The organism is Amycolatopsis sp. NPDC001319, assembly GCF_042896185.1.
Classification (GTDB): Bacteria; Actinomycetota; Actinomycetes; order Mycobacteriales; family Pseudonocardiaceae; genus Amycolatopsis.
The window spans coordinates 372847-385077 of the sequence record NZ_JBIAWY010000002.1; the positions used below are offsets into that span (position 1 = coordinate 372847).

General features: G+C 64.7%; 18 protein-coding genes. 1 reads left to right on the top strand and 17 read right to left on the bottom strand.

The window, feature by feature from the left end:
• Positions 1 to 108: 108 nt before the first annotated feature.
• From ACFY1H_RS07480 to ACFY1H_RS07550, 15 genes are all read right to left on the bottom strand, one after another.
• Positions 109 to 1314 carry a tyrosine-type recombinase/integrase gene (locus ACFY1H_RS07480; RefSeq protein ID WP_386945288.1) on the bottom strand — a complete coding sequence of 402 codons (1206 nt, stop codon included), beginning with the start codon at positions 1312 to 1314 and terminating at the stop codon, positions 109 to 111.
• The gene (locus tag ACFY1H_RS07485; RefSeq protein ID WP_386945290.1) at positions 1314 to 1490 is read right to left on the bottom strand and encodes a helix-turn-helix transcriptional regulator; all 177 of its coding nucleotides are present in this window, start codon (positions 1488 to 1490) and stop codon (positions 1314 to 1316) included. The genes ACFY1H_RS07480 and ACFY1H_RS07485 overlap by 1 nt, the downstream gene beginning before the upstream one ends.
• Positions 1462 to 2832, bottom strand: coding sequence for a replication initiator (locus ACFY1H_RS07490; RefSeq protein WP_386945292.1), 1371 nt, complete (start codon positions 2830 to 2832; stop codon positions 1462 to 1464). The genes ACFY1H_RS07485 and ACFY1H_RS07490 overlap by 29 nt, the downstream gene beginning before the upstream one ends.
• Before the next feature lie 101 nt (positions 2833 to 2933).
• Complete coding sequence (locus ACFY1H_RS07495; RefSeq protein WP_386945293.1) at positions 2934 to 3782, bottom strand: hypothetical protein; 849 nt, start codon at positions 3780 to 3782, stop codon at positions 2934 to 2936.
• A 42-nt stretch (positions 3783 to 3824) separates the two neighbouring features.
• Positions 3825 to 4250: a hypothetical protein gene (locus tag ACFY1H_RS07500; protein ID WP_386945295.1), complete on the bottom strand. Its 426-nt coding sequence runs from the start codon at positions 4248 to 4250 to the stop codon at positions 3825 to 3827.
• Positions 4247 to 4468, bottom strand: coding sequence for a hypothetical protein (locus tag ACFY1H_RS07505; protein ID WP_366590462.1), 222 nt, complete (start codon positions 4466 to 4468; stop codon positions 4247 to 4249). The genes ACFY1H_RS07500 and ACFY1H_RS07505 overlap by 4 nt, the downstream gene beginning before the upstream one ends.
• A 2-nt stretch (positions 4469 to 4470) precedes the next feature.
• Complete coding sequence (locus ACFY1H_RS07510) at positions 4471 to 4842, bottom strand: hypothetical protein (RefSeq protein ID WP_386945297.1); 372 nt, start codon at positions 4840 to 4842, stop codon at positions 4471 to 4473.
• The gene (locus ACFY1H_RS07515) at positions 4839 to 5207 is read right to left on the bottom strand and encodes a hypothetical protein (protein ID WP_386945299.1); all 369 of its coding nucleotides are present in this window, start codon (positions 5205 to 5207) and stop codon (positions 4839 to 4841) included. The genes ACFY1H_RS07510 and ACFY1H_RS07515 overlap by 4 nt, the downstream gene beginning before the upstream one ends.
• Entirely contained in the window at positions 5204 to 6574 is a 1371-nt protein-coding gene (locus ACFY1H_RS07520) for an FtsK/SpoIIIE domain-containing protein (protein ID WP_386945301.1), read from the bottom strand. The genes ACFY1H_RS07515 and ACFY1H_RS07520 overlap by 4 nt, the downstream gene beginning before the upstream one ends.
• Positions 6575 to 6671: 97 nt before the next feature.
• The gene (locus ACFY1H_RS07525) at positions 6672 to 6854 is read right to left on the bottom strand and encodes a hypothetical protein (RefSeq protein WP_386945303.1); all 183 of its coding nucleotides are present in this window, start codon (positions 6852 to 6854) and stop codon (positions 6672 to 6674) included.
• A 1-nt stretch (position 6855) separates the two neighbouring features.
• Positions 6856 to 7119, bottom strand: a complete 264-nt coding sequence (locus ACFY1H_RS07530) for a hypothetical protein (protein WP_386945305.1) — start codon at positions 7117 to 7119, stop codon at positions 6856 to 6858.
• Between the two features lie 5 nt (positions 7120 to 7124).
• Positions 7125 to 7292: a hypothetical protein gene (locus ACFY1H_RS07535; RefSeq protein ID WP_386945307.1), complete on the bottom strand. Its 168-nt coding sequence runs from the start codon at positions 7290 to 7292 to the stop codon at positions 7125 to 7127.
• A 2-nt stretch (positions 7293 to 7294) separates the two neighbouring features.
• Positions 7295 to 7459: a hypothetical protein gene (locus ACFY1H_RS07540; protein WP_386945309.1), complete on the bottom strand. Its 165-nt coding sequence runs from the start codon at positions 7457 to 7459 to the stop codon at positions 7295 to 7297.
• A complete protein-coding gene (locus tag ACFY1H_RS07545) occupies positions 7456 to 7587 on the bottom strand; it encodes a hypothetical protein (RefSeq protein ID WP_386945311.1) in 132 nt (43 codons plus the stop codon). The genes ACFY1H_RS07540 and ACFY1H_RS07545 overlap by 4 nt, the downstream gene beginning before the upstream one ends.
• A gap of 452 nt (positions 7588 to 8039) precedes the next feature.
• Entirely contained in the window at positions 8040 to 8426 is a 387-nt protein-coding gene (locus ACFY1H_RS07550; RefSeq protein ID WP_386945313.1) for a hypothetical protein, read from the bottom strand.
• A gap of 119 nt (positions 8427 to 8545) precedes the next feature.
• Between ACFY1H_RS07550 and ACFY1H_RS07555 the strand changes: the two genes are divergently transcribed.
• A complete protein-coding gene (locus ACFY1H_RS07555) occupies positions 8546 to 9334 on the top strand; it encodes a GntR family transcriptional regulator (RefSeq protein ID WP_386945315.1) in 789 nt (262 codons plus the stop codon).
• A gap of 631 nt (positions 9335 to 9965) precedes the next feature.
• Here the strand turns inward: ACFY1H_RS07555 and ACFY1H_RS07560 are convergent.
• Positions 9966 to 10628 carry a hypothetical protein gene (locus ACFY1H_RS07560; RefSeq protein ID WP_386945317.1) on the bottom strand — a complete coding sequence of 221 codons (663 nt, stop codon included), beginning with the start codon at positions 10626 to 10628 and terminating at the stop codon, positions 9966 to 9968.
• Positions 10625 to 11698: a DUF262 domain-containing protein gene (locus tag ACFY1H_RS07565; protein WP_386945319.1), complete on the bottom strand. Its 1074-nt coding sequence runs from the start codon at positions 11696 to 11698 to the stop codon at positions 10625 to 10627. Before ACFY1H_RS07565 ends, ACFY1H_RS07560 begins: the two co-directional genes overlap by 4 nt.
• Positions 11699 to 12231: the final 533 nt, after the last annotated feature.

The following is a 12231-nucleotide window of genomic DNA, read 5'->3' on the forward strand; positions in this document are numbered from 1 at the left end:
GCCACGTTCACGCAGGTGGACGTGGCTTTTTTCATGCTCGGCCGGCTCCGGAAACGTCGGAAGCCCCGGAGCATGCCACATTCATGTCACATGCTCTGGGGCTACCGGTCAGGCCGCCATGCGTTCGAGCGTCTGCTTTCGGCGCAGGTCGAGGACGTCCGCCACCTCGTCGAGGCGGTCCGGCCACAAGTGCCCGTAGGTGTTGAGCGTCATCGATGCGTCCGCGTGCCCGAGCATCTGCTGCACGACCTTCACGTCCGCGCCGGCGCTGATCGCCAGTGAGGCCGCGGTGTGGCGCAGCTTGTGCGGGGTGAGGCCGGCGACGTTCAGCTCGGCTGCCTGCACGGCGGCGTTGAACTCCCGGGTCCGCCAGTTGTGCGACCGCAGCGAATCGCCCCGGCGCGTGGTGAACAGCAACTCGGTGTCTCCCTTCCCGCGGGTAAGCGGTTCGAGCTGTCTCACGAGCGACGCCGGAATCGCCACGGTGCGCGCCTTGCCCGTCTTCGGAAGGCCCTCGTGCTGCACTCCTCCGACCTCGGAGAACGTCACTGCGATCCGGACGCGGCGCCTTTTCAGATCAACGCGTCCAACCCGGAGCGCCGCCGCTTCACCCCACCGCATCCCGGTGTAGGCCAGCAGGAGGATCAGAGGCTGGTTAATCGGTGCGCAGGCGGTGACTTGGTCATACTTCGTGCGCAGGTTCGCTGACGCCTCAGCGAGCCTTTCCACCTGGTCGTAGGTCAGGTACACGTGCTCGGCTTCGACCGGGATCGGCGCCTTGACCCCGCGGGCCGGGTTGCGCGGGATTCGCGTCGGCACGCACCATTCAAGCACCATCGCGAGCACCCGGTAGGCGTGGCGCGCCTGCGACGGTCCGAGCCCCGAGCCTCCGTCCGAGGCTGCCCTCACAAGGTTGGCCACCCACACGGCGATGTCCTCACCGAGCATTGCGTTGAGGTTCGTGGTTCCCCACTTCGGCACGACGTGGTTGTCGAGAAGGCCGCGGTACTTCCACCACGTGCTGGGCTTCAAATCGTGACGGGAAGCCAGCCACTTCTCCGCCATTTCCCCGACCGTCACTTTGGACAGGTTCGGGTCCACATAGGTCCCGCCGGCGAGCGAGTCCGCGAGCTTGTCCCGACGTGATTCCGCCGGAGCCTTGGTGGTGAACGCCTCCGACCGGAGCTTTCCCGCCCGGTCGTAATAGCGGACCAGCCATCGCCCCGGAGGCGTGCGTCCAGCCGCTTTCGCCTTGCGCACCGAATCCTCGTACCCCTTCGTCTTGGCACGGTCATAGATCCACGCGCGTGCCATCAGCACACCCCCTGGTCATCGATCCAGGCGTCGACCTCGTCGGCCCGGAACCGGACGTACTTGCCGATCTTGTAGCCCTTGGGGCCCTTCCCGGTCTTGCGCCACTGGTAGATCGTGTTGACGGGAACGGCGAGGTAGCCGGCGAGGTCATCCACGCTGAGCAGTTTCCTGTCCATGGTCGTTTTCCTTGCTGTATTTGAGTTTGCGGTCGTCTCGGATGCGTTCGGCGATGCCGGCGGCGAGTTCGCGTTCGGCGTCGTCGCGGTAGCCGGCGCCGTCGAAGTCCCACGCGTTGATCACGGCGATGGAGCCGGCACGGTCGGCCAGGCCGAGGCGGTCGAGGGTTTCCTCGAGCCGGTAGCGGCGACGGTCACCGCGAATGTCCTTGAAGGTGGTCGAGTAGGCGCGGGACTTGGTGAGGAAGTGGCCCCGGAACCCGAGCATGTGGGCCCAGCGGCGCAGGTTGAGGTCCTCGTAGGCGAGCAGGTCACCGAGATCCCACGCGGTTTGGATCATGCGGCGGTGGTGCTCGCTCACCCGCAGGAACTCGATGTCCCGCTCGGAGCGGATGGGGCGGTCGGCCGCTTCGCTCTTGCCCGTGCCCTTGGTCGCGTACTTGGCGATGTAGGCGGCGAGGCGGCCCTCACTGATCCGGCCGGCGTCGTCCTCCAGTTCAGCCGCGCCGATCGGTTCGATGCGGCGGACGTCGACCTGTTCGCCCCACACGACGGTGAGCGGGGTTCCGTCGGGGTAGTGGGTGCTCACGTAGGCGGCCCCAGCGGCGGCGTAGACGGCGTCGTCGAGCAGGTCCGGGTGTGCCCACTCGGGGGCCGGGCTGGTGGCGCCGTCGGGGCCGTCGAGGCGGACGACGGCGTGGAAGTGCACGAGTCCGCGCCGCTGATACTCAGCGACCTTGGAGTAGGAGAGGCGGGCCTGTTCGGTGAACTCGCGGACCTTTAGCCCGGCGCGTTTGGCGATCTCGCGGCGCAGGCGGGTGGTGAAGCGCTGCCACAGCGCGCCGGCGTGGGCCTGCCAGAGCACCGAGCCGGTGTAGTCGTAGGTCTCGGGGTCGACCGGGGTTCCGACGCGGGTGTCGGCGTCGTGGTGGTACTCCCCGCAGCCGCACGGGATGCGCTTGCCCCGGGCGCTGGTGCGGGCGTGGTGCACCGTGCCGAACGAGGGGGCGGTGAGGGTGACGAAGGCGCGGGGGCGGTCGGTGACGGTCTCGGGGACGCCCTTGTGCCCGCCGATGAGGCCGGCGCGGATGAGGTGGAACGCGTCGGCGGCGTAGCGGTCGGAGCAGGAGGGGCACACCGATTCGCGGCGGTTGCCGCACGGGGCGAAGATGTCGCCGCCGTGGTGGTGCAGCACCTGTCCGGTGGCCGCGTCCTGGAGCTGGTGGGCGCCGGCGAGCCGGATGGGGCGGGCGCAGCCGTTGACGGCGTGGACCTTGGCGCGCCAGGTGTCGTAGTCGAGGGCCTGCACGCGGGCGGCGAGGCGGTCTTCGAGCGTGTGCATCGGGAGCCCTTTCGTTCTGTGGGCATGGAAAAGGCGCGGGAGCCGGGCCGTGGTGGCAGCCGACTCCCGCGCCCATGAAGGCAAGCCGCGGGGAAGGCGGATCAGGTGGTGACGGGGTGTCCGTTGTGGCTGGTCAGGTCCGCGAGGACCCGGTTGGCCATGGCCTCCGGCAGGCGGGCAACGCGTCGGATGTCGTCGGTGGTGAGGGTGCGACCCTCGTCGCGTGCGGCGGTGGCGGCGGCGTGGATACGGGCGGCGACCTCGGGCGGGAGCTTGAACGACGGTGCCGGAGTTGGTATCGGTGCCGACGTGGTTGCGGCCGGAGCGGCCGGAGCGGTCGGGACTGCCGGGGCAGCCGGTCCGGGTTCCGGGTCACGAGGGACGGTGACGAGTGCTTGTTCGCGAACGCGGGTGCAGGTCTGCTGGATGATCGGCATGACCTCGGCGAGCAGGAACACGACCAGCGGGATGACGAGGTGGAAGAAGACCATGCCCTTGGAGATCCCGCCGTGCGCGGGCGCGAGCCCGGCCCACACGTTGGCCACGAGCGTCGCCGCGAGCAGGAGCCGTTTGAGGTAGCGGACGGGTTTGGCGTCGGTGGCGACGCCGTGGGAGAGCATGGCGGCTTCCCAGCGCAGCAGGGTCACGAGGATGCCGGCGAGCGCGGGTTCGGCGAGCCAGGCGCCCCACCACAGCGGGTCGGTGATGGGGCGGTCGCCGGCGAGGAAGTCGTGGACGCCGGTGGTGGTGAACCCGAGTCCGACCGCGAGGAAGACCCACATGGTGCGGGTCACCGAGCCACGGAAGCGATCGGCGGTGACCGCCGCGAGCATCGGGTGGTTGGACAGCCGGTGCACGTCGCGGGCCTCGTCGAGCTGTTCGGCCAGGAGGCGGACGCGGCGCGAGGGGGCCGGGTCTTCCCCGGCGGTGGACTTGGGTTTGCCGAACACGGGTGATCCCTCCTTTCAGGAGTGTGTTGGTGGTGTGTCCCTTCAGGACTTGAAGCCGACCAGGCTGCTCCAGCGCTGGAGCATGTCCCGGCCTCGGGGCGTGAGCTTGAGCGGTGTCACCGGCCGGCGGACGGCGCCGTGGTAGGCGGTGACGGTGTCGCGGTTGGCGCCCCTGCGGACGTACTCAATGGACATCAGGTGCATCACGATGTCCTCCTCCAGCGCCAGCCGGACGCGGTCGGTGTCCTCGAACACCATCACGCGGTCGGTGTCGTCGAGGAGGGCGAAGCGTCCCTCGCGGACTTCGGCGAGCACATCCTTGGCGACGAGCGGGTTGCCCACGTGTCCGGCCGGTTTGCGTCCGGGGGGTTTCGCCGGCGGGCACTGACGACGCGACGTCGGGGCCGGTGCCCGGTCCACGGTGCCGAAGAGGCCCATCTGTCCGGGATCCTCGGTCTGCCGAATCATCGGACACGCTCCCGACCGACCGGGCCGAACTCCTGGTTCCGGAATGCCGTCAGTGCGATTCCGACCCCCAGGGCAATGCAGCCGAACACGACCAGGGCGCTCCAGAACAGCCCGGACGCGCCTTGAGCGAGGTAGATCAGGAACAGCACGAGCAGGGCGGGGGCGGCGAGTTTGACCCACAGCCAGGTCCGCCACACGTAGAAACCGATACGCCACATGGTCAGTTCTCCTTGTCGGATGCGTGGATGGGGCAGAACACCTGTTCCTCCGAGGTGGCCACCCAGCCGGGAAAGCCTCGGATGTCGTCGAGCACGTAGTCCCACTCCCGGAACGGCGGGTCGGTGGTTGGGTCGTCGTGCCAGGGGCCTTCCCCGCAGACGACGCAGCGCGCGACGTAGATCGGGCAGCAACGCTCGAAGGTGACGTCCTCGTCGCCGTAGCGTTCTGCGAGGACGGCGTACTCAGCGCGGGCGGCGGTCTCGTCGCTGCCGGACGAGATCACGAGCGTGGCTTCCTCGCGGTCCGGGCTGGTGCCGGTCAGCATGACGAACCAGCGGACCTCGTTGAGGACGCACGGGTAGTTCTCGTTCATCGCCCCTCGATCTCGGGGTTGTGATTGGGGCAGAACACGAGCTGCTCCGAGGTGGCGATCCAGCCCGGGAAGCAGCCGACCTCGTCGACCACGGCCTCCCAGGTGCGGAAGGGCAGGAGCATCGGGTCGAAGTTGGATCCCGTTCCCTCACCGCAGGTCACGCAGCGGGAGACGAACACCGGCGAGCAACGCTGCAGCTCCACGTCCTGCCCGCGCTCCCGGCATCGCTCGTAAAACACCCGGGCCGGGCCTTCGGCGTTCGAGTTGTAGGCGACGATCTGCGTGTCGTTGTCGGCGGTGTCGATGTAGTTCGAGAGCACGTACCAGTGGGCTTCGTTGAGGACGCAGGGGTAGTTCTCGGTCACGAGGCCACCACTGTCAGGGCCGGGGAGCCGGTCACGCCGCGCGTGATGAAGGCGACCATGTCGTCGATCTCGCGGTCGGAGACGTAGGCGGAGCGCACGCGCTGCGGGACGCGGGAGCGCGGGCGGATGACGAACCCGATGCCGGCGGTTTCCTCGCCCTCGGGGATCTCGTCGGCGAGTGCGCCACGGAGGCGGGCGCCTTCCCCGAGCACCATGTCCACATGCGACTGCGTGGTGACGCGCAGGCAAATGCGGATCGGGAACAGGTCACGCACCGGGACGGTGTCCTTGGTGGGCTCCTGGACCAGTGCGACGGTGCCGTGGCCGGTGGCGCGGCCCTGGGAGACACCCACCGCGAGGTCCTTGCGGATCGTGCGGGCGATCGTGCCGTCGCCGTAGGCGAGCAGGGCCCCGATCTCGTCGATGATCAGCAGGTTGAGCGGGGTCTCCCGCGACATCGTGATCTTGCGCTGCCCGGTGGCGGCGAAGTCGCGCTGTACCCGGCGGATGTCCTCGATGTAGTCGTGGATCAGCTCCGCGCAGGCGGCTTCCTCGTCGGCGTAGCGGTGGGCGATGCCGGCAAGCTTGCGGAACTCCATCTGCTTGGGGTCGCAGATCCACAGCCGCACGAGCCCGTCCCGGATGAGCGGGGCGAGGCCACGCAGCAGCGACAGCGGGATCGAGTTCTTGCCCGCACCGGTGGCGCCGGCGATGAAGAGTTGCTTGCCGAGGATGGACTGCCGCCACTCGGCGCCGTACTCGGTTTCGCCGATATAGATGTCGCCCGGGTCGGCGCCAGCCGCGTCGTCGGGCATGTCCGGGGCGGGGATGGTCTCGGTGAACGGTTCGTGCCGCTCGATGACCAGCGCGACCCGGCCGGGCTTGACCCGCTCCAGGGCGATGCGCTCCACCCGCAGGGCGTCGGCGAGGATTTCGAGGCGGTCCTCGAACGCGCGGCGGCCCATGCCGGCCGGGATCTCCAAGGTGACCGTGTCCACCGAGGGCGAGTGCGAGCGCACCTTGACCACGCGAGGGAACCGGATCTCGTCGGAGCGGCGGTCGACCACGTAGAGGTCACACGCGCGCAGGGCCCGGTTGAAGCGCGGCCCGAAGTAGGTGGACCAGCGGCGACGCCAGGCCCGCATCCGGGGAGCGGCGTAGTGGTCGAAGGTGTCGGGGTGGGCACGGTACCAGGCGCACAGCCCGAGCGTGGTGCCCCCGATGACGCCGCCGGTGGCGGTCCAGCCCAGTTCGAGCCCGGAGGCCACGAGGCCGGCGGGGGCGAGCACGGAGCCCGGGTGGCGGGCGGTCCACTTGAGACCCTTGAACTCGGTCCCGGTCTTACGGTTCGACTTGGGGTGCCTCATGACGTGTAGTCCTTCCGGTAGCACGAAAACGGCCCCGGCTCCTCCGGTCGTGGAGGGCGGGGCCGATCTCGTCGAGTGGTGGGGTGGGGCGGGTTGATCAGGGCTTGAGGGCAGGGCGGGCGTCGGTCAGCTCGGTCGTGAGGACACCGAACGCGCGGGCGGCCCGGTCGTGCGCGGCCTTGAACCCGTTCTGGTTGACCGGCATCCCGCGCATGGCGTCCTTGAGCTGACGGAGGCAGGAGTCGAGGTCGTCGACGGCGCGGTCGATCTGGTGTGCCATGTCAGAGCCTCCAGGTCCGCGAGACGAGTTCCGCCTCATGCTTCTTGCCCAGCGTGCGCAGGTGGTCGAGCTGGTCGAACGCGGTCGTGCGGTGTGCCTTGAGCTCGTCCTTCGTGGCGATGGTCCACGAGCCGCTCATGGCGTCCTCGTCGTAGGTGTCGATGATCCGGTCGACGTTGCGCAGCACGTCAGCGATCAGGTCCAAGGTGGACACGAACGTCCCGTACCGCTCCTGTGCTCGCCGGTTGATGAATCCGATCTGCATCGGCGTTACCCTTCGCGAGTAGTGGCGGTCAGCTCGGCCGCCGAGGTGAGGTCTGCGGTCAGGAACTTGACCGCGTTGCCGACCGCGATGTGGATGTCGCGGTCCGGGTTGGACTCGGTGAACTTGCGGTAGGCCACGTTCGCGGCCTGGATGATGGCCAGGATCTCCGGCATCCTCAGCTCTCCTTCCGGATGACGTGCTGGGCGTAGCGCAGGCCCTCGCAGTAGCCGGCCTGCCAAGCCATGTCGTCGACCGGTTCGGTCAGTGCTTCGGCGCGCTCACGCTCCAGGCGGGCGGCGAGCATCCGGATCACCACGCCGACGCGGACGGGGCGGCTCATCGCTTCCTCCCCGCCACCATCACCGTGACCGCCGCCGCGATGGTCAGCCCGGCCATGATCGGTGACGCCACCGCGAGGCAGCCCACGATCACCAGCCAGAACACGAACGGACTCCATTCAGCCACCATCGTTTTCAATCCTCCCTATTCGAAGTAGTGCCACTGCCGCGTACACACGGTGCACGTGGCAATTCCAGTAGGCGAAAGCCAGAAATTCGCGGTACAGACGTGGTCAGGCATCACGCCACCCGCTTCGGCCCGTACGGGTCAAACGTCGACAACCCGTCCCGACCAGGGGAAATAATGCTCATGTCGTACTCCTCTCTATACTCGATTGTTTCTGGTGAAACCCCAGGAATCCCGCACGTAAATCGGGCGGGAATCGAGGCGCGCCACCACAAACAGGCGCGTTTTTGGCATGGATCGGCTCACTGTGTAATTCTCAATCAACAGAAAGCGCCCTTGCCCGACTCGAAAACGGGCAGCCAACCGACTTGGGAAGGGCTCCAGGGTGTTGTGTGCGCTCACGGCCGGGGAGGTAGCCGCAACGTGACCGGTCACCCGCCGGTCATGAGCCGGAACTAGGCAGCGTCGCGAACCGCGCCCGAGCCGGCAGGCTTGATCCCCTGAGCCTTGAACCACAGGCCCGAACCCGTGATGCGGCCCTCGTCGTTCGTCGTCTGGTACGTGTTGAGCACCGGGTCGATCAACTCCACGTAGGTGCCCTCGTCGAACCCATCACCCGGGTCCGTCGCCAGCGTCACCTTGATCTCCTCGCCCTTGCCGATCCGGCCGTTCCGACCCGGCTGCTTCGCCTTCGCGAACAGCATCACCACGAACGCGGTCGTGTCCGTCTCCTTGTCGATGACCGGGACGAGTTCCTTGTTCTTGTTCTCCCTCATCTTCATGGTCGGAGCCTCCGTGACCATGAGCTTGAACTGACCGCTGTACCACGAGATGTCCTGCATGTTGACCCTCCAGGTGTGGGCGAAGCTGGTATCGTGTTGCATACCTAGTATGCGTCGCCATACCTGGTATGTCAAAACATACCTGCCTGATCACCCGAATGGACTAAGGACACCGCCAGATGACCAGCAACGACCGAAGTCAGCAGAAGGCGCTACCGCAGTACACGCAGATCGCCGAGGACGTCCGGAACAAGATCCGTGAAGGCCTGCTGCAGGTCGACGACCCCGTCCCCAGCGCGTCCGCCCTGTGCGAGCAGTACGGCGTCAGCATGATCACGAGTAAGAAGGCGCTCCAGGTCCTCCAGAGCGAGGGCCTGGTCTACTCGGTGCCCGGCAAGGGGACGTACGTCGCGGAGATGAACGTGATGCTCCGGACCATGCCGTACCGGCACTTCGAGCAGGACGAACGAACCTACGTCCGAGAGGCTGGCCGTGCCGGCAGGACGTCGCATGCCGAGCACGCCACTCACACCGAGAAGGCGTCCGACTGGGTGGCCCAACGGCTCGATATCGAAGCCGGCGAGGAAGTCACCGCCACCACGTACAAGATCTCCGCCGACGACCGGCCGATGAGCATGTCCGTGTCTTGGGAGCCACTCCGAATCACCGGCGGGACCGTGATTGAGCATCCCCACGAGGGCCCACACGGGAATCACGGCCTGAACGCGCGGTTCCGCGAGATCGGCTGGACCGTGAGCCAGATAGAGGAACGCCTCATCGTTCGCCAGCCCACCACGTCGGAGGCCGCCGAGCTCTCGATCCCGCCAGGCGTGCCCGTCATGGAGATCCGGCAGACTGTGCGGGCAACGGAAGGTGATTCGGACGACCTCGTGCCCATCGAGGCGGCCGACATCATCTTCCCCACGGACAGGTACGAGTTCGTGTACATGATGGACCGACCGAAGTAGGAGCACGGCTCGATGTCGCACCACCCCGAAGAGGACGACGCGCCCACCGAGATCCGGCCCGATGGCACCGTGGATCACGAGCACCCCTACGGCCCAGACGCGCCCCGGGTCTTCACCGACTTCGGCGAAGTAGCACCCGCCAGGCTCCACGGCTGTCCGAATTGCGGCAATACGGACGTGGCCTACGACGCCGGCCGATGCTTCCGCTGTGGCGCCACGTTCACTCCGGCATCGGACCTTCCGCCGCGCCAGGTGTGACCTCCGTGTTCAGAGTTTCTTTTCTTGTTCAAGGCGGCCCCTCCGGGGCCGCGCCGCTATCGGCCGGCACGCGCGGGGCCCGCCTCCGGCACCCACGCGACCGGCCGGCGGCTGCACCGAGGGCCGACGACAAGAAGAAAGAACATGTCCTCGCCGGACGGGCAGGTCTCCGAGATGGGTGGCAGAGCGGGCACGTCACGTTCGTGAGTGTCCTGCCGCCATCTCGCCGACCTCCACAAGGGCTATCACGCCGCGTCAAGGGGGCAGTCGTGCCGGCACGCTTTAGACCGCTCGAACGTGCCCCCTTGACACGACGTGATCGGGCTACGCCAGGTCGACGAGATGGCGGAGAGGCCACCCACTTGTAGTCAATTCAGGAACAACAAGAATCCGCAACAGCTTTAAGTGCAGTAATCCAATTCGAAAACCGCTCCACGCCGCCAGAGGATTTTGACCAAAGATACAACGTAACATGCCCATTTGGTACAAATCCCGACAGGCGCTGAACTTCCGCCATCTTTGATTTTGTCTTATGAGCTATGTAATTTCTGACGAGTCGAACGTCTTCAATAGGATTTGATATTGAGCCTGACGCTCCAAGACTTATGCTGCTCGCGCCAATTGATCCGACGATTTGTGAGGCATTTTGCAAACCTAAGCCAGACGCAATCGACGCTAGTTGCTTTACGTTATACCAATTTGGCTCTCCGTCAATTAGTCTAACCCCGAGCTGCTTCTTATTGGCGGCAAGGAAGGCCAGGACCCCGTTCTCACTGAGCACAGTAGACGGCTGGTATGCGACTTTCGAATAGCCGGATATTTTGCCAGCCGCACTTGCCATGACAACTGCCCGAAGGAACCTATTCCAAGCATCCCAGAGGGATACAACACAACCATCAACATGTGGGGCGTACTGCATCGAAAACTGAGTTACATGGTCACAGGAATTCGACGATGCAAAGGCGATCTCAATCTCATCAACCTCGCGGCGGAACGCATCGCTAATGTCCCCAAGATGCGGCACTTTACCGCTCACATGCTGTTCTGCGCAGCTGGAAGACCGGCAAGTGCTCGCGAGAAATACTCGAATCGAACTTGCCGACTGCGCATGCGCTGAGTAGAAGTCTTGGCTTCAACCAAAGCAGCGTACTGAGTTGCAATCTCCTCAGACTCGCCGGATAGAGCCACATTGAGCTCACCAAGACGCGCCACGGCTGCGTCGCGATCCAAAAGTAACGCCTGAGGTTCCGGCACACCATCAAAGCTCAGTCGCCCTGTCGGCAGATAGCCCCGAGAATACATAATACACGCCGTCAGAATCAGAAAGTGCGGCCTCGAGACAATCGGTTCCTTGGGAAATTCTGTGAGCAATTCAGTGGTTTCTCTGATTACCGACGCAACATTTTCAGGTTCAGGAAATTCCTCCCTATGCATCTTCGCCATGGTCTCGTAGATCTTATTTATTCGGTTCTCATCGCCATCTTGCACGCCATCCATAAAGAATCCGAAAACCTCGGCAACGACAGCCTGGTCGAGCATTCGAACCCGGTCCCGCTTCGCTAGAACTCCTAGTTCCCATGTAGGCTTAGCATGGAAGACAATCGATTTCACAATATCAGTAAAGTCATTGTCGAAGCGCGCATTTCGCAACTCGGACGCATTGACGGGGACTGCGTACGAGTTGATCCTCAAAAATGTCTCTAAGACGTCTTCATCGCTTGCGTTGATTAGCTGCTCACATGTCAGCTTATACGAAAGGAATCCGTCCTTCTCCTCATCCTCAAGGTCTGCATATCGCTTACCTTGATACTCTCCCGCCTTAGCACCAAGCACTAGCTTGTTGTTTGCGAACTCAATAATCGTACGCATTCGCTGCTGACCATCAACAACATCACGAATTGTTCGCCTGCTGTCACGATCGACAGAAGTTCGAATAAGAAGCTTGGGAATTGGATACCCGCGTAAGATGGAATCGATCAAGTATGATCGAGCTGGCGAAGCCCACACTGGACCTCGCTGAAATTTCGGATTGAGCTCAAGCTCTTTGTCATCGTCCCATTTTAGGAACTCGGCAATTGTGTATGTCTGCGGAGTACTACCTTGCATTCGCCACTCTCTCCATTGCGCGAGGTTGCCTGCGTAAGCTTATCGCCACGACCGGTGGAGCCGTCAGGCAAACCACTACCAGAGCCTCGTGTTACCAAGTGCGACATGCATGTTACTCTTAGTAGTCGACTAGTCGCTGAAGATGACCGAGACATGATCGACCGCGTGCTCTCGCATGCCACATGCATGCCATATGGCACCACTCAAGGCCTACCGGCAACCACCAACGATGACCGAGATTTCGCAGGTCAGCCGCCCGTTCTGGGTCCATAGCGGGTGGTCCCTACGGTGCCGAATAAGGTCAAGGGGTCGCAGGTTCGAATCCTGTCAGCCCGACCGGAGATTCAAAGAGCCCGTGGGCAGCAAACTCGCTGCTCACGGGCTCTTTTGCTGACTGCGCTGACTTGTGCCGTTGATCTACGCGTGCGCGTCAGCGTGGACCAGTTGTGGACCAGCCAAGTAGGCCACACTGTCTCGACCTGTGTTCGTGTCGTGCTTCGCGCCGCTATTGGACGGATCGCGCCGTGGCCCGC